We start from the raw sequence: 22,227 nt of genomic DNA on the forward strand, positions 1-22,227 counted from the left end.
AGACTAAATAAATCTATAGATGTTTCTAAAAAGCTTTTCTTGTGAAATAAAAACATGACATTAAACTCTAAAAATATTATTTGAATTATAAAATTAAGGTGGAATTTAATATGGATCATAAAACTTACGTTCTTGAAACAAGGAGGCATTTTAGTAATATTATTAGATCAGTATTAGGTGATGAACCTAGAACTATTACCATCTCTGATCAGATTCAAATTGATACAATATTAACGGAGATAAGTAAAAAAATTAATTTAGAAGTAGATAAGATGTCTTATATATGGTGGTGGAGAGGTGGAAATAATCATTTAAACACATTTGAAATGAGGGACAATTATTTCTATCTAAATGATTGGAAATTAAAAATAAAAGAACTTTACATAAATATTTCACCTATATCTATATTTGATTTCATTATCTTTAGAGTAAAAGGAGAAGAGAACGATATACCTAATACTGAAAATTATGAATGGGACAAGGATGAATGGTCAGAACTTGATTTAAATAAGCATACACTATTAGATTATAGTATAAGAAAGCAATTAAATGATTATATTGACTACTTTAGTCATCCCTACAATTTTATATTAACCGCACAATTTGGATTGCCAAACTTGAATATTTATTCAGATACTCTTATCGAGAGAATGCTAAATAAACTATTATTTGAAGAAATTAGTTACGAAGATTTTAAAAATTGGTATGTGCAAATATTAGTCTCTTTAAAAAAGGAGATAGAAGCATTTTATGAACATATTGTCGAATTTCCAATGCTTGCTTTAGAACATAAACTCGGTAAAAGACTCCATGATAATATCAAAAACTTAAATAAATATGAGTTGTCAGATCAAGTTTTTTATAGAGCCAGAGCTCTTACAAACTACGTTCCATATGATGAAGCTGGTATGTGGAATCCGCCTGCTGATAAAGTAGCAGTATACGAAGGAAGGTATAATCACTTTGGTCAGAGCTTTTTATATATGGCAGCTGATGAAGAAACTGCATTTAAAGAGGTTATCCCGGAATGGCATGGTTCTTGTAGCATGATTAAAATTAAATTACAGGATTCTGTTAAATTATTAGATTTAAGAAAGGTGAATTTTTATGCAGAAAGTAATAGCTTAGAATATGTAATTCTACATTACATGCTGGTACATGAAGGTACAATCAGTCAAGAAACAAAAAATCCTTATATTAAACCTGAATATGTAGTACCAAGATTTCTAGCCGATTGTGCAAGATTATATAAGTTTGAAGGCATCTTATTTAACAGCACCAAAAACAATGGTATTAATCTAGTATTGTTCGAGCCTAAATTATTAAAAGAAACAGGTAAGATATTTACATATGAAGACCCTTATATATATAGCAAAATATGATAATCGAAATAAGTGATTTAGAAGATTTTTTAAATGAATTAATAGAGTATAATGTTGAGAAACAGAAGGAATATGATGATAAATTAAACAAATTAAATGATCTGATAGGAAGATTAGAAAGTGATAATGAGGAATGGGTACAATCCTTTATTGATAATCAAAAATTTAGATTGGATTTATTTAACACATTATCAAGGTTCGAACATCATATGATTTCTTAATATATTCAGTTTCTGACAGTATGTATTGATAAAGTCTGGGAGATGTCAAATGAAAATGGTGCTTTTTCTATGTATCAAAAGTATCTGAATATCATACTTGACATTGTTATTAATTATGAATATCTAAAGATGTCTCCAAGGTTATTTATTTTAACTAATTCTCAGGCACTAAACCTCCTAATCTCCATTTTAAATTTAAAAGTAAATTTCGTTTTGAATAGTGAAATAGCTGAATCAACATCTCATTTGGTATTTCACTTTTTCTAGCATACCATGTTTCTGTTGCTGACCAACTACTGCCTATAACTTTTTCATTTTTAGGGTTAACATAATACAATACTTTATCTAGAGAGCATTTATATCTTTCATAAATAAGTGCTACTATTATTAAAGAATTATATGAAAGGAAAATCTATGTTTGATTTTAATAAGCTAAGATATAAAAAATACTTTTCACTAAATTATCTTTTGAAATATGGTTATTTTGATTTTAAGTATTCTTCTAAGAATATTAATGAGAATTATATATTATCAAATCTAGTTTATAAAAAAGTTTTTAACATGGATGAATTAGTAAGAGTTTTTAAAGAAGTAAAAAAACAAGTTGTTTTTAATTCCAAAAAGGATACTATTCCAATTGAATTTTCAATTTATAAGAATGAAAATGAGAGAAGATATTTCAAACTACCAAATTTATATTCGTATATTTGTTTGTGTTTACACCTTTCTAAAAATAAGAATAGATACATAGAGATACTACATTCAAGTAATAAATCTTTATCTAAAGAGTTTTATAATAGTACCTTTTTGCAAGGGAAAATTAAACGTGAAGAGAATAGGTTGGGGAGAAAATACATTTTCAAAACGGATATACAAAATTTTTATCCATCTATATATACACATTCAATCCCTTGGATATTAGTTGGAAAATCAGAGGCGAAAAGAAATAAAAAAAATTATGAGGAGTACTATAACCAACTTGATTCTTTGATACAAAGGTGTCAAAGAGGAGAAACACATGGTCTGCCAACAGGTAGCTTCGCTTCCCGGTTAATTGCAGAAATCTATATGTGCAAGTTAGATGAAAAATTGAATAGATACTCATATGTTAGGTATGTAGATGATTTTGAGCTCTCTTTCAATGATGAAAATGAGAAAAGTGAATTCTACAAGGAATTAAATAAAGAGTTAAATAGTTTGAATTTAAAATTAAAAATAGAGAAGAATAAGGTGGATATTTTTCCGTTTGAAGGAGATAATAATTCTGCATTTTTCTTTGATTACTTTTTGAAATCAGATAAAAATTTAAAATACCAATCAAGGCGGATTTATAACTTTATTGATAGTAGTATTTATAAAGAAAGAGAAGGATATAAAGGATCATTGAAATTAATGTTTAAAGCATTAAAGTCCGGTATTAGGAAAGAGCAGATATTACAACGAGCGTTTACAAAACCGTTGTTAAAAAAATTGTTTAATTTAGTTTTAATGACACCCCATTTATCCGTGTATTTTTTGGAATTGGTAGACGTTCTGGAAGAAGGAATTATTGAAAATAGATTAAAAAGAGGTATAGAAGAAATAAAACCTCAAATACAGATGAATATAGATAGATACATTGATTTGAATTATAATCAAGAGTTATACTCTCTATTAAGCATTTTTTATTATTTAAAAATTCATAGTGTGTGTGATAAAGACACTTTGATGAGTATTATGGAAAAAATGGATGACTTGAGTTCAATATTATCTTTTGAATTATTATTAGAAGATGAAAAAAATATTGATAACCTCTTGTTTGAAGCAGTAGAAAAAAAACTTGAAAACTCAGATTGCTGGGAAGGAGAGTTTTGGTTTTTTAAATATCATATATTTTTAATGATAAATAAAAATAAAAAAACAAAGTTACATATAGAATATAAAAAGTATTTATATGAAATGTATGGTAATGGAATAGATAAGGGTAAATTTTTTAACAGGAAAAACTTAAATAGAATTAATACACCTATTAATATATTATGGCAACATGCACAGAGTGACCAAGAAATTGCGAACTTTTATAAAACTTTGATTGACATGAGAGTATGTTTTATTAAATGAATTAATATAGAAGTTTTTAATAAAATTTAATAGTAAAAGAAGACCAAGAAAAATTCATTGGTCTTCTTAATAAAAACTCTTTTACTTGCCTACCATTTTAGCTCTAAAACTCATCTAGATCATAATCTATCCTCTCCTCTAAGCAATAGCAAAGCCAACGTTTTAATTGTTCCTTTAGTTTAGTTATTATCTAATAGTAACTATAAAGAATTAATATTATTTAGACCTAATTTAAGGAATGTTATATAAAACTTGTAGAGTAACCGTGACCGTAGTTTCCAGCGCTTGCTTAAATGCAAACTGTCACAGGAAAAGTAACATTCAAAAAATTGTCTTTTTCTTAGGTCTTCACTATAAAAAACTATTAGCCTGCACAACAAACGGCTACCCATTCATCTGATGAAAAACACTCTTAATATACAGCTTCAGCAGTCCAACCTCCAACACCAAATACCTGCTTCTTCCTCATTAAGCGCGCACATGGAGTAATAAATCCGAAAAACCAATTTTATAATCTTCCAAGAGGTAGTGGAAGATTGAGAGAGAAACAATTTCTTTGTTCTGCGAACATAGATGGCTTTGTTGTAATAACATTCTTCGAGGCATGATTCTATTACCAACCTTGTTCCCCACAGCTGTTTAAAATTAAATTATTGTTGTTTTTCTTTCACCATCTTCATAAAGAAAAAGACGACAATGAATACGATAAAGTAATTCATTGGATTCTTAAAGATGCTCAACTCTAGTGTAATCTGTAATAGTATCCAGAGAACGAAGATGGCTATATTTCAGGAATGTTGATTTTGTACATTCCAAGCACTATCCATAGTTGGTAACAATAGGAGGTAAGTGGGTCCCTTTTTTCTTAACGGGAAGCAAGGTTCTTCTATTGAAATGTTCTTCCGTTTGGTAATAATACGATATCCCTCATCTCCAGCTAGCTTTTAACGCTTTATGACTATTTTAAGCTCATGATATCTCTATGAAAGTAACGACTGCGCGTGTTTCAGTTGCGCAAAAATTAGAACTTATGGTGTTTGAATGTTTCGACTCTCAACGCCGGCTACGTCGTGTAATGTTCTCCATTCACGAATTGTTTCGGTGTAAATCCATATTTTTTCGCAACCTCTTTCACAGAAACATTTCCCTAATCACATTTTGAAAGTATATTTATTTTTATTTTCCAGCTATAAAATACTCCCCAAGGCAACAGTTTTTTATCGCATCTGTCTACCTTGGGGAGCATATCATCATCCCTGAACCCCACATCCCTCACTTCATATACCGATACTCCCGCAAACTCTCCAAAATCGCCACTTCCTGCAGCAGTTCCTCACCCACATTCGTTTCCTTCACTTTCTTCCGCTCAAGTTCTTTGTCCACTAAGCGTTTCACGGTTAAGACATCGGTGCCGGTGTTTAGGACTTCTGCCTTGGAGTTGAAGTGTTTATGGGCGACGAGCTGCATGCCGTAGGAGTTGTATAGCAGCGTGTAGCCGGCGATGCCTGTTGTGGATTGGTAGGCTTTGGAGAAGCCGCCGTCGATGACGATCATTTTTCCGTTTGCCTTGATCGGATCTTCGCCTTCGATTTCTTTTACCGGTGTATGGCCGTTGATGATATGGCCATGATCTGGATTGAGGCCGAATTCTGCCAGGATGTTTCGGCAGGTTGCCTCGTCTTCGCGTAAATAATAATACGGGTTTTTCTTCTCTTTATGCGTTTCCTTCTCTTTGATGAAATAACGTTCAAATGTGGTCATGGCGCGTTTTCCGAAGAGAGAGGAGTATTCGCCTGTCCATAAATACCAAGCCATATCTGTCGCCAGGTCATCGGTTTCTTCTGGGTGGGCAAACGCTTCCCGTAAGAATCGTTCAAATACATCGAGCAGCTCACGGCCCGCATACGGTTTATCCTCAATCATCATCGTTTCCATATTGCCGTTTTCATCGACAGGAATACAGCCGTGAATCAACAGGTTGCCGTTATATTTTAAATAAAGGCTGCCTTTTTTCATCATGAAATTCATATGGCGGCCCAGCTTTTCGGAATGCTGGACAGAGAACAGCAGCTTGTCTATGACTTCTGCTTCTTCTTCTAATAGCTGATCTGGCTGTTCCGGATTAATCGTCGCAAAGCAGGTGTTTTTCAGTTGATATGTTTTTCCGTGCAGCGTGATTTCGTTTTTGTCATAATCTATTTTCTCTAATAACAGCCGTTCCTCCATATTAAAGTTCGGCCGTCTCTTGATAATTGGGCTCTCAAGCTTGAATTGGATCATCGCAATCGCCTGATGAATTTTTGTGATTTGCTTGATCTCATCCTCTGGTCTATTCTCGTCTGCTTTTGGACGGAACGCTGGATTATCGTCATAATATTTTTCGGCCAGGTTCAGCAGCGGTCTCAGGTTGATGCCGTACACGTCTTCAATAATGTCCAGGTTGTCATAGCGGGCACAGATACGGATTATATTGGCCAGGCACACTTTGGAACCGGCATAGGCGCCGATCCAAAGGACATCGTGATTTCCCCACTGAATATCGACAGAATGATAGTTGATCAGTTCTTCCATAATTTTATCCGGCTGCGGTCCGCGGTCGTAAATATCGCCGACCACATGCAGATGGTCGACCACCAATCGCTGAACGCTGTAAGCAAGACCGGTGATCAGCTTATCAGCCTGTCCAAGTTCAATGATCTGATCAATGATCTCGGAGTAATATTGCTCCTTGTTGCCAACTTGTTCTGTTTTGTATAGCAGTTCCTCTGTAATATAAGCAAACTGGGCAGGCAGTGCTTTGCGGAGTTTGGAGCGGGTATACTTGGACGAGCAATAAGAAACAAGCTTAATCATTCGGTTAATCGTTTCTTTATACCACTCGTTTAATGCTTCTTTCATATCAAAGTTGTGTTTGATTAACTTCAGTTTGTCTTCCGGGTAATACACCAATGCTGCTAATTCATCAATTTCTCTATCGTAAATGACACCGCTGAAAATATCGCGTATCTTCTCTTTTACTCTTCCTGAACCATTACGCAGCACGTGCTGGAAGGCCTGATACTCCCCGTGCAAATCACTGACAAAATGCTCGGTGCCTTTTGGCAGGTTCAGTATCGCTTTCAAATTAATGATTTCCGTTACCACTTTTTCTTCACAATCGTATTTTTGCGCGAGTAGATCTAGGTACTTGCTTTCCAAAACTGTCCATCCCCTTTTTAGAATAAACCCCTATTTATGAGCATTTGCTTGATAAAGTGAATTTAAAAGTATGACATTATTTTTTATCATTGGACCTTTATATGATAGTACCGCATAACTGCTTTTAGAGACAATTGAAACGAGTGAATAAAGTGAAACACAAAAAAACCAGATGTCAAATCTGGTTTCCTGTTCAAAGCAAACTATTGTTGTTTTTCTTTCACCATCTTTATAAAGAGGAAAAAGATAATGAATACGATAAAGTAGTTCATTGGATTCTTAACGATGCTCATCTCTAGTGAAATCTGTAAGAGTATCCAGAGCACGAAGATGGCTAGAATTGCAGGGATGATGATTTTGTACATGTGGACCACCTTCCATAATTAATGAAAGAAGAGTTCTATATTAGAAGCAAGATGCAGCAGCCCCTGTCATCGCACCGCCAACAGCGCCGGTAATCGCGCCAACAGCGCCAGCCCCTACAGTTCCAATGCCGGGGATTGTGACTGTTCCTACGGCAGCTCCTGCAAGACCCAGTGTACCGCCACCAGTTATCGCACCGCCGCCAGTTCCAAGAATACATTTTCCAACTGATTGGGTGCTGATTGTACTGCTAGTTTGTCCAGAGTCTTGGTTTACTACTTTAATTAAAACGCCATGTTCGATTTTTTCGTATTGTAGTGTAACAGGATCACCATTTTTGTCAGTTGAGCTTTTAGGGAGAACTTGTTCTTCACCCGTTACGTGATCTTTTAGTGTGGCATTTCCACCAGCGTCAATATGAACATCTGCATGATCGAACGTCATCTTCAGCACACTATCGTTGAGGTTTTCAACTTTGTATGTAGCTTGGGATTCTGCGGCATCTGCAGCATTAGGCAAAACCGGGAGGGATAAGGCACCTACTAGGAATACCAAGGCCGCCAGTTTTACTGTGGTTAGCTTCATTATCCTTTGCATCATTTATCCTCCTCCTTTGGTTGCCATACTAACAGAGCCGTTTTGCCTGTTAAACCCTTAATTTAAGAAATGACTGAAATTTGGTTATACCAAACTACCTATATTTACATTTTCGCTTCAAAAGTCATAGACAATTGATGAGACTTTTCATTCTAGTAACAACACTAATATCTTTTACTTACGAACACCACTTTTTTACTGAAATATTCATAAAAGAAAAAGGATTGCTAATGTAAAATAGTTCACAATAAAAAGCTATGTTTAATCGCCTATACACCTTGGGGCATTATTGGCGCTACGGCATGATTATGTCGATCGTAATAACGAAGGAAACGGAACAATGAAGCGCTATAAGAAGGATTCATTTGAGTGGTACAAACAAGTCATTCAAACGAATGGTGAGGTATTATAAAGCAGATGGCCTGAATCGAGCACTTAACCGAAGTGCCTGGTTCGGGTTTTTGATAGGCAAAAAAAGCCGCTATACTGCGGTTCCAGCAGCATAGCGGCTTTTCATATTAGTTACGGATTAGGTAATCAAACGCGCCTAAAGCGGCAGTTGCTCCTGATCCCATTGAAATAATGATTTGGTTGTAAGGACCGTCTGTGCAGTCGCCGGCAGCGAATAAGCCTGGGACGCTTGTAGCGCCATTTTTGTCGACTACGATTTCGCCGATGCGGTTGCGTTCAACGGTTTCGTCTAACCATTCTGTGTTTGGCACGAGACCGATTTGGACGAATACACCTTGGAGTTCAACGTGTTTTTCTTCGCCTGTTTCGCGGTCTGTGTATGTGATGCCGTTTACGCTCTGATCGCCGGTGATTTCTTTTGTTTGTGCATTTTTCACGACAGTGACGTTTGGCAGGCTATAGAGACGTTTTTGCAAGACTTCGTCTGCCTTCAGTTCCGGCGCGAACTCTAGCACAGTGACGTGATTGACAATACCTGCAAGATCAATCGCTGCTTCGATACCAGAGTTTCCGCCGCCGATAACGGCTACGTCTTTGCCTTCAAACAATGGGCCATCACAGTGCGGGCAGTAAGCAACACCTTTGTTTTTGAACTCTTGTTCACCAGGTACGTTGACATTGCGCCAGCGGGCACCTGTTGAAAGGATGACTGTTTTACTTTTTAGGACAGCACCGTTTTCGAGTTCAAGTTCGAACAGATCTTTTTTCTCAAGTCGTTTTGCGCGCTGAAGGTTCATGACATCAATATCATATTCCTTCACGTGCTCTTCAAGACTTGCGGCAAGCTTCGGTCCTTCAGTTGCTTTTACGCTGATGAAGTTTTCGATGCTCATTGTGTCGAGAACCTGTCCGCCGAAGCGTTCAGCGACAACACCTGTGCGGATTCCTTTACGTGCCGTATAAATGGCTGCACTTGCGCCGGCAGGCCCGCCGCCGACAACAAGAACGTCGTAAGGATCTTTGTCAGCGAACTCAGATGCATCTGCGCCGCTGCCCATTTTCGCAAGAATCTCTTCGAGGGTCATACGGCCGCTTCCGAAGGATTCGCCGTTTAGGTAAACCGTTGGCACTGCCATAATGTTTTTGCTTTCAACTTCTGATTTGTATGCCGCACCGTCAATCATGGTGTGCGTAATGTTCGGGTTCAGCACGCTCATCATGTTTAAAGCTTGTACAACATCAGGACAGTTGTGGCATGTCAGGCTGATATAAGATTCAAAGTGGTATTCACCGCTGATCTTCTTCACCTGATCAATGACTTTTTGGTCTACCTTAGGCGGTCTGCCGCTCACTTGGAGCAACGCCAACACTAATGATGTGAATTCGTGGCCCAGAGGAATACCGGCGAAAGTGACGCCAGTGTCTTCTCCGACGCGGTTCACACTGAAGCTTGGCGTTCTGTTCAATTCAGCTTTTTCAACAGTGATTTTAGATGACATGGAAGCCAGCTCATCAACGAGAGCCAGCATGTCCTTAGAAGTGTCATCTTCACCTGCGCTCACTTTGAGAACAATATCATTCTCAATTAGCTGCATGTATTGATTTAATTGTGCTTTGATATTTGCATCAAGTACCAATGGAATGCACTCCTTAGATTTTACCTACTAGATCAAGGCTAGGTGTAAGAGTTTCGCCGCCTTCTTCCCATTTAGCCGGGCAAACTTCACCTGGGTTTTGACGAACGTATTGTGCTGCTTTTACTTTGCTGATCAGGTTGCTTGCGTCACGGCCGATACCGCCTGCATTGATTTCAACAGTTTGGATCACGCCATCTGGATCGATGATGAATGTTCCGCGGTCAGCAAGACCGGATTCTTCGTCAAGAACATCGAAGTTGCGAGAGATCGTTTGAGATGGGTCACCGATCATTGCGTAAGTGATTTTGCCGATTTTTTCAGAGCTGTCATGCCAGCCTTTGTGTACGAAGTGAGTATCTGTAGAGATAGAGTACACTTCAACACCTAATTCTTTAAGTGCAGCGTATTGGTTTTGAAGATCTTCAAGCTCAGTTGGGCATACGAAAGAGAAATCTGCTGGGTAGAAGCAGAATACGCTCCATTGACCTTTTAGAGATTCGTTTGTTACATCGATGAATTCACCGTTTTTGAATGCTTTTGCTTCGAATGGTTGTACTTCTTTACCGATTAAAGACATAATGTTATTCCTCCTAAAAATGGTTTAGAAAGCAATAGTGCTTTCAATAATAATTCTAATTATATATGAATTATTAATTAATATATATTTTTTGTCAAGACAAAACCCCTTAATTATTTTCTCTTTTTCCTTTCATCGTGAAGGAAAGTGTTGGTGTGATCAGCATAAATTGCGCTTTGACAAATATTCAAATTTTATATGTCTGATTCTCAATTAGTTGTGATATGTGAGTTTATCCTATCAAAAAAGCTGGCAGCTGGTATAAAAACCCCAGCTGTCAGCCTTATATTAGTTTGCATCATCAGACCAATTGGTATGGAAAACGCCATCCATATCTGTCCGCTCGTACGTATGGGCGCCGAAATAATCGCGCTGCGCCTGTAATAGGTTGGCGTTGGAACGCCCTGTGCGGTAGCCGTCGTAGTAAGAGAGCGCGGTGCTTAAGCATGGGAACGCGCTTCCGGCGCTGATTCCCTCGCAAACGACTTTTCGCATGCCTGTCTGATAAGCTTTAAGCTTTTCTGAAAAATAAGGTGCAATCAGCAGGTTTGAGAGATCTGGCTGCTCTTGGAATGCTTTGCTGATGACGTTCAGGAAATCCGCGCGGATGATGCAGCCGCCGCGGAAAATCAAAGCGATGTCTTTAAGCGGCAGGTTCCATCCGTAAAGCTCAGATGACATTTTATATTGAGCAAAGCCTTGTGCGTAGGCGCATACTTTTCCCATGTATAAGGCTTGTCTGACGTATTCAATCCAGAGATCCTTATCGTAATGGTTTTCCTCTGTTTCCGGACCGGCTAACACTTGTTCAGCCGCCATACGTTCTTCTTTTAAGGACGACAGATAGCGGGCAAACAAGGACTCGGTGATAATAGCAGATGGAATGCCGTTATCAATAGCTTGCATGCTTGTCCATTTTCCTGTGCCTTTCTGGCCGGTTTTATCAAGAATGACATCGATCAGCGGCTGACCTGTATGTTCGTCCTTTTTCCGTAAAATCTCCGCTGTAATCTCTATTAAATAGCTTTTCAGCTCACCTTGGTTCCACGTTTCAAAGATGCCGGCGATTTCTTCGAGCGGCAGACGAAGCGTTTCTCTAAGAAATGTATAGGCTTCAGCAATCAGCTGCATATCTGCATACTCAATGCCGTTGTGCACCATTTTTGTAAAGTGCCCTGCCCCTTTTGGTCCGATGTAGACACAGCATGGGTCTTCTCCGACTTGTGCGGCGATTTTGGTCAGGATCGGAGCGGCTTTTTCATAGACGTCTCGATCTCCGCCCGGCATGATGGAAGGTCCTTTTAATGCGCCGACTTCACCGCCGGAAATGCCGATTCCCAAGTAGCCGATTCCTTTTTCCTTCAGCTCGTCATATCTTCTTTCTGTGTCTTCGTAGTGGGAGTTGCCTCCGTCCATGATGACGTCTCCTTCTTCAAGCAAAGGCATTAACGAATGGATGACGGAATCGACCGGTTTTCCCGCTGTGACCATCAGAAAGATTTTTCTGGGTGTTTCTAGTGATTGAACAAAATCCTGAAGCTCGTAGTACGGGCTCAGCGATTGTCCATCCAGCTTTTTCACAAGCTGGTCCGTTAAATCTCTGGTGTAATTATAGACGGCGACTTTTTCGCCTTTATTTGCCATGTTTAAGGCGATATTGCTTCCCATTACGCCTAAGCCTATGACACCAATTGTATTGAACATGTGTGTTACATCTCCTTCAATAATTTCATACAACTAAACTTAACAATAATATAAATCCTAGTCCAGCAACGGAGATAATTGTTTCCAGCAAGGTCCATGTGGCAAAGGTTTCTTTCATGCTTAATCCAAAGTATTCTTTGAACATCCAGAAGCCGGCATCGTTGACGTGTGAAGCGATGACGCTTCCCGCGCCTGTTGCGAGCACCACTAATGCAAGGTTGGCATCGGACTGTCCCAGCAATGGAATGACGAGCCCCGTCGTGCTTAATGCGGCAACGGTTGCTGATCCTAAGGAGATGCGCAGGATCGCTGCGATGAGCCATGCCAGCAGAATCGGCGATAATGCCGTTTCTTTGAATAAATCTGCTACGTAGTCGCCGACACCGCCGTTGATTAACACTTGTTTAAAGGCGCCGCCTCCCCCGATGATCAACAGCATCATGCCAATTTGCGAGATGGCTGTAGAACAAGAGTCCATGACGGTTTTGATGGGAATGTTGCGTGCGATTCCCATTGTGTAAACAGCAACGAGCAGTGAGATGATCATGGCAGTCGATGCATTCCCGATCAAACGGATGAAAGCCAGAAGACCGTTATCCGCAAATCCTATTGTTTCCTGAAGCAAATCAATGATGGTTGCGATCGACATGATGATAATCGGAAGCATGGCTGTAAACACACTGATTCCAAAGCCTGGTGTTTCCTCAAGCTTGAATGTTTTTTGTGTGCCGAGTGACGAGATATTTCCGTTTTTCGCAAATGAAGCAGGAACGATTTTTTTCGCGAACTTTGTAAATATTGGCCCTGCAATCAGGACTGTCGGAACAGCAACAATGAAGCCGTACAGCAGCACTTCCCCGATATTTGCGCCGTATTCTCCGGCAATTGCTGTCGGTCCCGGGTGCGGCGGCAGGAACCCGTGTGTGACGGATAATGCTGCGACCATCGGAATACCGAGATATAAAATAGAAATCTTCAATTCTCTTGAAATTGCGAATACAATCGGGATTAATAGAACCAATCCTACTTCAAAGAACAACGCGATTCCGATAATAAAGGAAGCAATCACAACAGCCCACTGTATATTTTTCTCGCCGAATTTGTTGACGAGCGTCATTGCTATACGCTGTGCGCCGCCTGAGTCAGCAATCAGCTTGCCCAGCATCGCACCGAGTCCGAAGATGAGTGCGATGTGGCCAAGTGTTCCCCCTATACCTTCTTCAATGGAGCTGACAACTTTATCAAACGGCATCCCAAGTGCCAGTGCCACGCCGAATGATACAACCAATAAGGAAATAAATGTATTTAATTTCAAGCCCATAATCAAAAATAGTAATGCTAAGATCCCAAGCGCAACAATGATTAATGGCATGATAATGCCCTCCCCTTCATGTCATGTGCTATTTGTGTGTAATTAGGCTTCTTTGATAATTTGCAATTTGGGTATATTGATTTTCTAATGATCTTGATAGATTGATGAATATCGGCATTAATGTTCTATATTCTTTGGCTGATTCTTCGATTGGCGTATGTCTGTACGTGCTGCCGATCATGTCGGACACGGCTTCGAACGAGTCGATTTTTCCTGTCGCATACAGGCCTAAAATGCAGGCGCCGAGACAGGAGCTTTCGTAGCTTTCAGGAACGACGACTTCAGATTCGAATATGTCCGACATCATTTGCCGCCAAACCTCTGATCTTGCAAAGCCGCCAGTCGCTTGAATTCGGGTGACCGGTCCGTCCATGCATTCTGTTAGCGCCAGGAACACAGTGTACAGATTGTAAATGACCCCTTCTAATGCTGCACGTATCATATGTTCTTTTTTATGTGACATGGTCAGGCCGAAAAATGAGCCGCGTACATCCGGGTTCCATAACGGAGCGCGTTCCCCGGCAAGATACGGGTGGAACAGCAGGCCGTCAGAACCCGGTCTGACGCGTTCAGCAATCTTCGTCAGCACGTCATATGGGTCAATTCCCAGTCTTGTCGCTGTTTCGATTTCTGATGAGGCAAATTCGTCTCTGATCCAGCGAAGAACGATGCCTCCATTGTTCACCGGACCGCCGATGACCCAATGCTTGTCCGTTAACGCGTAGCAGAAAATTCTCCCCTTTTCATCGGTTTGCGGTTGGTCGATAATGGTTCGGATAGCGCCGCTCGTACCGATTGTAACGGCGATTTCTCCTTTTTTAATGGCATTGACGCCAAGATTGGACAGTACGCCGTCGCTTGCGCCGATGACAAAAGGTGTTTCCGGATCGATTCCCATCTGGATCGCTAATTCCGGGCTGCAGTGCTGAAAGATCTCGGTTGTCGGCACGAGTTTGGATAAGTGATCCGGCGTGATCCCTGCGATGTGTAACGCTTCTTCGTCCCAATTCAAGCTTTTCAGGTTCATCATGCCGGTCGCTGATGCTAAGGAATAGTCGATGACATATTCATCAAACAGCTGTTTAAAGATGTATTCTTTGATGCCGATATATTTTTTCGCCTTGGAAGCGATTTCTTTTCGTTCGTTTGTGATCCAGGCAATTTTGCTTAACGGCGACATGGGATGAATGGGTGTTCCTGTTCGTTTGTAGACCTCATGCCCGTTGAGTTCATCTTTGATCTTATGCGCCCAGCCCTCGCTTCGATTGTCTGCCCACGTGATGCATGGTGTCAGAGGCTGATCATTTTCGCCCATGGCAATGACGCTGTGCATGGCGCTGCTGAAGGAAATAAATGAGATCTGTTTTTCCGGGTGCTGTTTCGTGATTTTTGCAGTTGTATGGATGACAGCCTGAAAAATCAATTCCGGGTTTTGTTCAGCCGTTGAGATGTCTGGCGTATGGAGCGGGTAGCCGATGCTTTCTTTTTGTACCACGTCTCCGTTTTCAGTGAATAATACAGCCTTTGTGCTGGTCGTACCGATATCGATTCCTAACATATAACTAGTCATTTTTGTGTTCAGCTCCTTTTGCCAGCATTTGTTGTGAGAGCCAGAGGTCCTCTACTTTTTCTTGCACATCGTCAAAATTCTGGTGCAGAGACTGAACCATCAGCGCCCTGTCCTTTGTTTTGATTGCTTGAATATATAGCTCATGGTTGTCCAGAATCCTTGAGAAATCTTCGTACTTTTCCTTTAACCGTACCCGCATTGATAAAAGAATAAAGCTTTCCATTACGGGTTTTAGATTGTTCCAGATCATCTGAATGTATGAGTGATCAATGGCGCGGATAATCGTTTCATGGAATAACACATCTTGAAATGAAAACTCGTCCGCGTCCTCGTATTTGATGGAGACTTTCATTATTTCTAGAATCTTGCTGAGATCTTTAACTAAAGGCTCAATGTCGATTTTGACAAGCCGTTCAAAGACAAACGTTTCTAATAATAAACGCACGTCATATATTTCTGCGATTTCCTTTTCAGTTAACCCAATCACAACCGCTCCCATTCGTTCTAAACGGATCATTTTTTCGGAAGCCAGTATTTTTAACGCTTCGCGAACCGGCGAACGGCTTACTGAAAACTCAGCCGCGATTGTATTTTCTGATAGGATGGTACCGCTTTCAATCATGCCTGAAATAATCCGCATTCTCAGCTCGCATGCGACGCGAACGCCGGTTGACGCTTTTGAAAGCCATTTTGCGGGATACAACAGGTCCTTGGAATCTAGCATACGCTCACCTTCCTCACTAAGGAGTATACTTGTATACAAGTATGATAACGTGAATGTTTTATTAATGCAAACACTTTCATTTCTAATTTTCAATAAAATTTTTCCTGATAAATTGGTATATATGTCCAAAATTAATTATGGTAAATTGAAGAAAAGACAGTGTAAATCATCACTTTTTGAAAGAGGCGATTGGATGAAAATCATTATTGCACCGGATTCTTTTAAGGAAAGCTTATCAGCGTTGGAGGCTGCTTACGCCATAGAAAGAGGCTTCAAAACGGTTTTCCCCGATGCTGAATATCGGAAGCTGCCGATGGCGGACGGCGGTGAGGGGACTGTCCAGTCATTAATTGATGCCACGGGCGGAATCATAAAAGAGCAGATTGTCACGGGTCCGCTGGGGGAACCTGTAAAAGCGTTTTTTGGCATAATGGGAGACGGAAAAACAGCTGTGATTGAGATGGCTGCCGCATCAGGTTTGCATCTTGTGCCCGCAGAGAAGAGAAATCCGCTTGTCACTTCTACTAGGGGAACAGGAGAATTAATCGCAGCGGCTCTTGATGCGGGTGCAGAGCATTTGATCATCGGAATCGGCGGAAGCGCCACAAATGATGGCGGAGCCGGGATGGTTCAGGCGCTGGGCGGAAGGCTTCTTGATGAATCAGGCCATGAGATCGGTCCCGGAGGCGGGGCGCTTTCTCAGCTTTCCTCAATAGATGTGGCAGGACTTGATCCCAGATTACAAAATGTGAAAATTGAAGTCGCCTGCGACGTGGATAACCCGTTAACAGGGCCAAGAGGGGCTTCCGCTGTTTTCGGTCCTCAAAAAGGCGCCACGCCTGACATGGTGCGTATCCTTGACCAGAACCTGTCTCACTTTGCGGATGTGGCAGAAACAATGCTTGAAACAAGCTTCAGGGAAACAGAGGGCGCCGGTGCAGCAGGGGGTCTCGGTTGGAGTCTGCTTACTTTTCTCCATGCTGATTTGAAGAGAGGCATTGATATCGTCCTCGATGCGGTCCATTTTGAAAGTGAGGTTCAGGATGCAGATCTTGTGATTACCGGAGAAGGACGGATTGACAGCCAGACAGTTTACGGCAAGACACCGATTGGCGTGGCCAAAGCGGCTAAGGCATACGATGTGCCTGTCATTGGACTTGCGGGATCAGTTTCGCGAGACAGTGATGCGGTCTATGAACACGGGATGGACGCCCTTTTCAGCATCGTGCCGGGAGCCGTGCCCCTTGCAGACGCACTTGAGCATGCAGCCGAGAATATGGAAAGAACGGCAAGAAACATTGCGGCATCTTTAGAACTGGCGAAAACGATGTATCTGATATAAAGCCGGGCAAGCACATGCCCGTGCATATTCACCCTCCTTTCTGGGTACAGACAGGTAACAAGCACCTAGAAGGAGGACACAGACATGACTGTACAAGAAATCAAAGGCAAAAAACTAGGTAAAGGGATCGCGCCGAATGTAAAACCCGAAGCCTTATTAAACGATAAACGAAAAGTATTTTTGTTTGGTTCCCCGAGTTATACAAACATCGGAGACCAAGCGATTGCGTATGCGGAAGAGAAATTTATTAAAAATCATTTTCCGTACTATGAATATATTGAAATTATGGACTACGCGACGGACGAAGGCATCGAATTGGTGAAGGAGATCATCCGTGAAGACGATATTGTCTGCTTTACCGGCGGAGGAAATCTGGGCAACCTTTACCTCGATATTGAGGAGGACAGAAGGAAGGTCTTCGCCGCGTTTAAAGACTATAAATCCATTTCTCTTCCGCAATCCGTCTATTTTGAAGATACAGAGGACGGAAACAAAGAAAAGAAAAAAACACAGGATGCGTACCATCAAAATCCAAATTTAACGATTGCCGCGCGGGAGACACAGACGCTCGATGTTGTGAAAGAAACCTTCAATTCAGATGTCATCTTTACACCGGATATGGTGCTGTCTTTGGATATCGTACCGAAAGAGCTTGAACGGGACGGCGTTCTTTTTATTTTAAGAGCGGACAAGGAGAAGGTAACCGATGAAGATTTTATTTCACACATGATGAAATGGGCAGAAAAAACAACCTATGCGGAGCGTACAGACACGGTGCTTGATACGGTCGATATGATTGATTACGAGGATCGGGAAAAGCATTTCATGGAAATGCTCGACCGCATTGGTTCCAGTAAATTGGTGGTGACAGACCGCCTTCACGCTATGATCTTCTCGATTATCACAAAAACGCCATGCCTCGTCTTTGGAAATAGCTACGGCAAAGCTAAACATTCATACCGGGATTGGCTTGAAAGCTTAAACTTCATTGAATACACAGATAAAAATGATATTGAGGCATTAGAGCAAATGATTGACCGCCTGCTTCAAGCAGAGCCGAATGATGTTGATTTGTCTAAGGATTTTCAGCCGCTGATTGATTTCTTTAGATCGTAATGGGAAAAGCAGACTGGGAACAGTCTGCTTTTTTCTGTGCTAATGATCGTTTTCCAGACGCACAGTTTCATTCATGATTCGTTCCCGCTGCGCCACTTCGTCGGAGATGATATCTTCTTTATTTTAAGCTATATTGATTCGCTACCTTATAAGCCAATGGAATTGATTACACTCGCAACATCAGAATGAACTTTATCAAATGAAAGGTGATCTTTCATTTTATCAGTGACACTGTCTATTGCTTTTCCAGACATATGATGGTTGAGGATTTCTCGTTTTGTCTTTATAGCCTGCTCGGCATCTGTAATGTTTTCAAGGATCGAAGACAAATTCTTACGGTCTTCCTGGAATGCATAGCTTAATTGTTTTTTGATTGAATTCATCAACGCCAATTTTTGTTCTTGTCTTTTTTTCTCTTTGAACGCCGCCAATTGTTCAGGTGTCATTTCAGAGGTATTTACATCAGCATTTGAAAAAATCGAAGTGCTTGAATGCTGACTCGTCATTCTTTGCATAAAACGGTCAGCATCTGTTGGTTTCTTATTCATAAAATCCATGTATCTTTCTCTCCTTATGAAATCCCCATTCGACTGGCCGCTGCCAGATCTGCATCATGATACGCATGTCCCATATGCCCGAGATCATCTGCAATCATCTGTAGAAAGTGTTGCAGATTGAGCGCTGCATCTACTGCCTGATCATATTTTTCTTTTGAGTAAAAAAGGTGGTGCGGTTTGTTCATCTTGATCTGATTGATCAGATCATCGACATCGGAAACTGATAATTCGTCATAGGCGCCAAAACCAACCATTCGTGTATGCATATTCCTGACATCCTCAATTGAATCCTTTACTTTGTCATCAATTCTTTCAATCTGGCGTATCATTTTTGACCATTCCGTTTCGGCAATATGTTTCAACTGAGTACTTGTATTCATTAATACATGTGATTTGATAAGAATCGAAACACCTGTATTGGCCTTCACATTCGTTGATTTCATTTGGTTTAGCATCGCTAATGCAAAGTCAGGGTTGTTCTTTAAAACATCATCCACAGTTTGGGCAGAGCCATCTGAATGGAAGCTGTATCGATCCAAGCCGTGACTTCCCATCAAGGCTTCAGCAAATAGTGTGATATCAAGAGATTGATTGCCATAATGTTTCAGTCCAAGACCCAGCATTTTCACTTCATCAGGGAGGCTATTATTCTGTACACCATTGGGCAAAGCTTCGTCATACATCACTTTTACTTTGCCTACTTCAGCAGCATTCCGATTCAGCAAGGATAATCCATCATTTAAATTAATATATTCTGTTAAACGGCTGCGAAACTCTCCCTTTAACGCCCGGGCTTTTACATCCTCAGGCAGGTTTTCATATATGTTAGGATTTTCGAAAGTGACACCGCGGTCTATAAAGTCATTCATCACGACCGCATAGCTTGCATTAGATCCGCCTAATGAGTGACCGGTGACTTGAATGTCAGCATTTTTAAAGTCTTTATGTATTTTTTTTGCATATTGATCTGCCTGAATGGCCTGGTTATCTGTTCCATCATCAAACGGCTTTTTGCCAACTAGATAACTAGTGTCCATGTGAAACCAATCCTGCAAAATCTCATTTGAATATTCACGAAGCCCTTTTGCTGAATCATAAAAGGAACCATCTTCATCTTCAGGAATGTTGATTCCCTTTTTCTCTACTTCTTTAATAAGCTGTTCCCGCTCATCACGATATTGTTTTATTGTATCTTGGAATTGGCCGGGGCTGATGGGTTCTGATCCACGGTATGCGATGATGGCGTTTTGGATTTTTTCTTTGTCTTTTCCATGGTTGGAAATTTTGTAATCTTTTTCGGATACTAAAGTAAGGGCATCAAGCCCTTTTTTCGTTTTTTTATGATCAACTACATATAACTTTTGTCCATTACTTATCTCAATGTTAGTACCAATACGATAGTTTCTAAGATTATATGCAGCACTTGATGCTTTATTATAATCTTCGTCTGTAAGTGAATTCTTTTTTCTAGACATAACTTCACTCTCCAAAAACTTGTATATATTGTATAATAAATTAAAAAAGGATGAAATACCATGTCATTTGTAAAAAAAATACTTATAATAGGTACGATTGTATTGATTGTTGTATTAGGTATTTCTTACGGAATAGTAAAAAAAATGAATATATCAGATCGAACAACAGAAGAGACTGGAGGTAAACAGACAGTGAAAAAAGAAGAAAAAAGCGATAAAGAAAAAGCAGAAGAATATGTAGAAAAGATGAAACCAAAAATTAAAGAACATCTAAAGGAGGAAGATATTCATAATTTTATTAAAAAAATTACTTTCGAGGATAAAGTTGAAATAAACCCAATGGGAAGAATAATAGTAAATGGATATATAAATGACAATCCAGATAAGTTTTACTTCTCAGCAGATTTAATTTATGATTCCAATAAAGTGGACGGAATGAGTTACCCTGAGGATGTAGGTAATCGTTTTACAGATTGGAGCGAATACACCAAGAAAGAAAAAGAAGAATACATCAAAACCGCTTACCCCGATAAAAAAGAGCGTGAACAATATTTAAGAGATATCGGAGAACTAAAATAAACAGGCCAAAATGCCTGTTTACTTTCGCCGATTCGTATCCCAAAAAAGACTGCCCTCCTCCGGGGCAGTCTTTCTTTATTAAATATGAAACAGCCAGATGACAAGCGGTCCGAAAAATGAGCCGAGAACCGCATAGAGTGTCATGGAGACAGAACTCATGGATACGGCTAGTTCTCCATATTCAAATGCTTTTGAGACAAGCTGCAGCTTTAGAAGCCAAGGAGCTCATCTATCGTTTTACCGATCCTTCCGATAGAAGAGTCAGTCTGTTTACCATTACAAAACTCGGCAAACAAGCATTAAAGGCAGATCAGCAGATGCGCTTAGAACGTTATGAACAGATGCTGAAAGAGTGGTCAATACATGAAAAAGAGATGTTTGGCGAACTTCTCCAGCGTATGAACAAGGCCTTTGTCGATTAACATCAAAAAACCCATGCGTTATGTTACATCTGCATGGGTTTTTATGGTGTGCAATTAAATGATGGAAGGTATCATTTGGTGCGTTTAACGGCAGCCCAGACGCAAGCAAGCCCGACAGCCACTGCCGCAGTTACCGCCGGGCGCTTTGTGGCCTTTACATAATAACTTCTTGACCGAAGCCACCCTTTATTTGTCCCCCTGTTATGCATGCCGTAGCCCGCATGGTAAAGCCCGCTTTCTTCACGCGGTTTGGACGGTCTTTCCGCATGCTGGCTGTAGTACATGATTTTTTCCATCAGTCTGTCGGTCAGCCGGGGAAAGAGTGAACCCAGCATGGCGATGGCTTTTGCCTGCGAGCCGATGTACATGTCGCGTTTCGGATGTTCAGCGGCAAACAGAATGGCTACGGCTGCAGCTTCCGGCGGGTAGATCATACTATTGACGGGCGATCAGCTTCACCGCATTGTGGCTGCGCAAAAGAATACGGACGGGCAATTTATCGTTGTATCATCTGAAGGCCCTAAAGGCGATCGCATCGTTGATCATTACCATGAGCATCATACAGAAACTTTCTATTGCCTTGAAGGGCAAATGACGATGTGGGCCGATGGTGAAGAAATTCAGCTTAATCCTGGAGATTTCCTGCATGTTCCTGCCAACACACTGTACACTCATATCGCTTGGATTCTCACTATACAAAAATGGTGGGTGTATTGGTTCCGGGTTTCCGCACGTTAGGAGATCCGTATGAAGGGCATATCTTCCCGAGTGAGCCTCAAGCTTTGCGATTCGACCGTGTCTTGCAGAATATCGAGACATTAGATTTAAAGGTCATGAAACCATAATTCTCCGTCGGGCTTCCTATGAAGCCTGGTTTTTT

16 protein-coding genes and 6 pseudogenes are annotated in these 22,227 nt (G+C 40.6%); 8 read left to right on the plus strand and 14 right to left on the minus strand.

Annotated elements, in window-relative coordinates:
- Positions 1-110: 110 nt before the first annotated feature.
- Positions 111-1,382: an RES family NAD+ phosphorylase gene (locus M1D69_RS00705; RefSeq protein ID WP_458104908.1), complete on the plus strand. Its 1,272-nt coding sequence runs from the start codon at positions 111-113 to the stop codon at positions 1,380-1,382.
- 782 nt (positions 1,383-2,164) lie between these two features.
- Positions 2,165-3,703 carry an RNA-directed DNA polymerase gene (locus M1D69_RS00710; RefSeq protein WP_458104907.1) on the plus strand — a complete coding sequence of 513 codons (1,539 nt, stop codon included), beginning with the start codon at positions 2,165-2,167 and terminating at the stop codon, positions 3,701-3,703.
- A 650-nt stretch (positions 3,704-4,353) separates the two neighbouring features.
- Here M1D69_RS00710 and M1D69_RS00715 read toward each other — a convergent pair.
- From M1D69_RS00715 to M1D69_RS00730, 4 genes and pseudogenes are all read right to left on the minus strand, one after another.
- Positions 4,354-4,514 (minus strand): annotated as a pseudogene (locus tag M1D69_RS00715) (hypothetical protein).
- A gap of 461 nt (positions 4,515-4,975) precedes the next feature.
- Entirely contained in the window at positions 4,976-6,901 is a 1,926-nt protein-coding gene (fbp, locus tag M1D69_RS00720; protein WP_458104906.1) for a fructose-1,6-bisphosphatase, read from the minus strand.
- Positions 6,902-7,104: 203 nt separating this feature from the next.
- A complete protein-coding gene (locus tag M1D69_RS00725) occupies positions 7,105-7,266 on the minus strand; it encodes a hypothetical protein (RefSeq protein WP_041906140.1) in 162 nt (53 codons plus the stop codon).
- A 40-nt stretch (positions 7,267-7,306) separates the two neighbouring features.
- Positions 7,307-7,861, minus strand: coding sequence for a Pathogenicity island protein (locus M1D69_RS00730; protein ID WP_458106229.1), 555 nt, complete (start codon positions 7,859-7,861; stop codon positions 7,307-7,309).
- Positions 7,862-8,122: 261 nt separating this feature from the next.
- Here M1D69_RS00730 and M1D69_RS00735 point away from each other — a divergent pair.
- A pseudogene (locus M1D69_RS00735) lies at positions 8,123-8,273 on the plus strand (family 1 glycosylhydrolase); the annotation flags it as partial.
- Positions 8,274-8,379: 106 nt separating this feature from the next.
- Here M1D69_RS00735 and ahpF read toward each other — a convergent pair.
- From ahpF to gntR, 6 genes are all read right to left on the minus strand, one after another.
- Positions 8,380-9,909 (minus strand): alkyl hydroperoxide reductase subunit F, encoded by a 1,530-nt coding sequence (ahpF, locus tag M1D69_RS00740; RefSeq protein WP_458104905.1) that lies wholly within the window; start codon positions 9,907-9,909, stop codon positions 8,380-8,382.
- A gap of 13 nt (positions 9,910-9,922) precedes the next feature.
- Complete coding sequence (ahpC, locus tag M1D69_RS00745; protein WP_024123485.1) at positions 9,923-10,486, minus strand: alkyl hydroperoxide reductase subunit C; 564 nt, start codon at positions 10,484-10,486, stop codon at positions 9,923-9,925.
- Positions 10,487-10,774: 288 nt separating this feature from the next.
- Positions 10,775-12,190: a decarboxylating NADP(+)-dependent phosphogluconate dehydrogenase gene (gene gnd, locus M1D69_RS00750; protein WP_458104904.1), complete on the minus strand. Its 1,416-nt coding sequence runs from the start codon at positions 12,188-12,190 to the stop codon at positions 10,775-10,777.
- Positions 12,191-12,215: 25 nt separating this feature from the next.
- The gene (gene gntP, locus M1D69_RS00755; RefSeq protein ID WP_044160144.1) at positions 12,216-13,562 is read right to left on the minus strand and encodes a gluconate permease GntP; all 1,347 of its coding nucleotides are present in this window, start codon (positions 13,560-13,562) and stop codon (positions 12,216-12,218) included.
- A gap of 28 nt (positions 13,563-13,590) precedes the next feature.
- The gene (gene gntK, locus M1D69_RS00760) at positions 13,591-15,132 is read right to left on the minus strand and encodes a gluconokinase (RefSeq protein ID WP_458104903.1); all 1,542 of its coding nucleotides are present in this window, start codon (positions 15,130-15,132) and stop codon (positions 13,591-13,593) included.
- Positions 15,125-15,856: a gluconate operon transcriptional repressor GntR gene (gene gntR, locus M1D69_RS00765; protein WP_044160140.1), complete on the minus strand. Its 732-nt coding sequence runs from the start codon at positions 15,854-15,856 to the stop codon at positions 15,125-15,127. Before gntR ends, gntK begins: the two co-directional genes overlap by 8 nt.
- Positions 15,857-16,049: 193 nt before the next feature.
- Here gntR and M1D69_RS00770 point away from each other — a divergent pair, with 193 nt between their 5' ends.
- Positions 16,050-17,198, plus strand: a complete 1,149-nt coding sequence (locus tag M1D69_RS00770) for a glycerate kinase (RefSeq protein WP_458104902.1) — start codon at positions 16,050-16,052, stop codon at positions 17,196-17,198.
- Between the two features lie 84 nt (positions 17,199-17,282).
- Positions 17,283-18,314 carry a polysaccharide pyruvyl transferase family protein gene (locus M1D69_RS00775; protein ID WP_044160138.1) on the plus strand — a complete coding sequence of 344 codons (1,032 nt, stop codon included), beginning with the start codon at positions 17,283-17,285 and terminating at the stop codon, positions 18,312-18,314.
- 146 nt (positions 18,315-18,460) lie between these two features.
- On the opposite strand, the gene M1D69_RS00780 is transcribed toward M1D69_RS00775, so the two are convergent.
- Together M1D69_RS00780 and M1D69_RS00785 are read right to left on the minus strand one after the other, a co-directional pair.
- Positions 18,461-18,871, minus strand: a complete 411-nt coding sequence (locus tag M1D69_RS00780) for a hypothetical protein (protein ID WP_458104901.1) — start codon at positions 18,869-18,871, stop codon at positions 18,461-18,463.
- A gap of 14 nt (positions 18,872-18,885) precedes the next feature.
- Positions 18,886-20,346 (minus strand): lipase, encoded by a 1,461-nt coding sequence (locus M1D69_RS00785; protein ID WP_458104900.1) that lies wholly within the window; start codon positions 20,344-20,346, stop codon positions 18,886-18,888.
- Positions 20,347-20,406: 60 nt separating this feature from the next.
- On the opposite strand from M1D69_RS00785, the gene M1D69_RS00790 reads away from it, so the two are divergent.
- The gene (locus tag M1D69_RS00790; protein ID WP_010332558.1) at positions 20,407-20,925 is read left to right on the plus strand and encodes a DUF1433 domain-containing protein; all 519 of its coding nucleotides are present in this window, start codon (positions 20,407-20,409) and stop codon (positions 20,923-20,925) included.
- Positions 20,926-21,003: 78 nt separating this feature from the next.
- Here M1D69_RS00790 and M1D69_RS00795 read toward each other — a convergent pair.
- Positions 21,004-21,120 (minus strand): annotated as a pseudogene (locus tag M1D69_RS00795) (LrgB family protein); the annotation flags it as partial.
- On the opposite strand from M1D69_RS00795, the pseudogene M1D69_RS00800 reads away from it, so the two are divergent.
- Positions 21,099-21,347, plus strand: a pseudogene (locus M1D69_RS00800) (MarR family winged helix-turn-helix transcriptional regulator); the annotation flags it as partial. The pseudogenes M1D69_RS00795 and M1D69_RS00800 sit on opposite strands and share 22 nt — an antisense overlap.
- A gap of 71 nt (positions 21,348-21,418) precedes the next feature.
- On the opposite strand, the pseudogene M1D69_RS00805 reads toward M1D69_RS00800, so the two are convergent.
- A pseudogene (locus tag M1D69_RS00805) lies at positions 21,419-21,784 on the minus strand (SDR family oxidoreductase); the annotation flags it as partial.
- Between M1D69_RS00805 and M1D69_RS00810 the strand changes: the two are divergent.
- Positions 21,783-22,192: pseudogene (locus M1D69_RS00810) on the plus strand (quercetin 2,3-dioxygenase); the annotation flags it as partial. The pseudogenes M1D69_RS00805 and M1D69_RS00810 overlap by 2 nt on opposite strands.
- Positions 22,193-22,227 lie beyond the last annotated feature (35 nt).

The organism is Bacillus sp. PK3-037 (assembly GCF_054161355.1).

Coding starts and splice junctions, on each gene's coding strand:
- M1D69_RS00705 (WP_458104908.1), top strand. CDS start 111: ATGGATCATAAAACTTACGTTCTTGAAACAAGGAGGCATTTTAGTAAT.
- M1D69_RS00710 (WP_458104907.1), top strand. CDS start 2,165: ATGGATGAATTAGTAAGAGTTTTTAAAGAAGTAAAAAAACAAGTTGTT.
- M1D69_RS00725 (WP_041906140.1), bottom strand. CDS start 7,266: ATGTACAAAATCATCATCCCTGCAATTCTAGCCATCTTCGTGCTCTGG.
- M1D69_RS00730 (WP_458106229.1), bottom strand. CDS start 7,861: ATGCAAAGGATAATGAAGCTAACCACAGTAAAACTGGCGGCCTTGGTA.
- ahpC (WP_024123485.1), bottom strand. CDS start 10,486: ATGTCTTTAATCGGTAAAGAAGTACAACCATTCGAAGCAAAAGCATTC.
- gnd (WP_458104904.1), bottom strand. CDS start 12,190: ATGTTCAATACAATTGGTGTCATAGGCTTAGGCGTAATGGGAAGCAAT.
- gntP (WP_044160144.1), bottom strand. CDS start 13,562: ATGCCATTAATCATTGTTGCGCTTGGGATCTTAGCATTACTATTTTTG.
- gntK (WP_458104903.1), bottom strand. CDS start 15,132: ATGACTAGTTATATGTTAGGAATCGATATCGGTACGACCAGCACAAAG.
- gntR (WP_044160140.1), bottom strand. CDS start 15,856: ATGCTAGATTCCAAGGACCTGTTGTATCCCGCAAAATGGCTTTCAAAA.
- M1D69_RS00770 (WP_458104902.1), top strand. CDS start 16,050: ATGAAAATCATTATTGCACCGGATTCTTTTAAGGAAAGCTTATCAGCG.
- M1D69_RS00775 (WP_044160138.1), top strand. CDS start 17,283: ATGACTGTACAAGAAATCAAAGGCAAAAAACTAGGTAAAGGGATCGCG.
- M1D69_RS00780 (WP_458104901.1), bottom strand. CDS start 18,871: ATGGATTTTATGAATAAGAAACCAACAGATGCTGACCGTTTTATGCAA.
- M1D69_RS00785 (WP_458104900.1), bottom strand. CDS start 20,346: ATGTCTAGAAAAAAGAATTCACTTACAGACGAAGATTATAATAAAGCA.
- M1D69_RS00790 (WP_010332558.1), top strand. CDS start 20,407: ATGTCATTTGTAAAAAAAATACTTATAATAGGTACGATTGTATTGATT.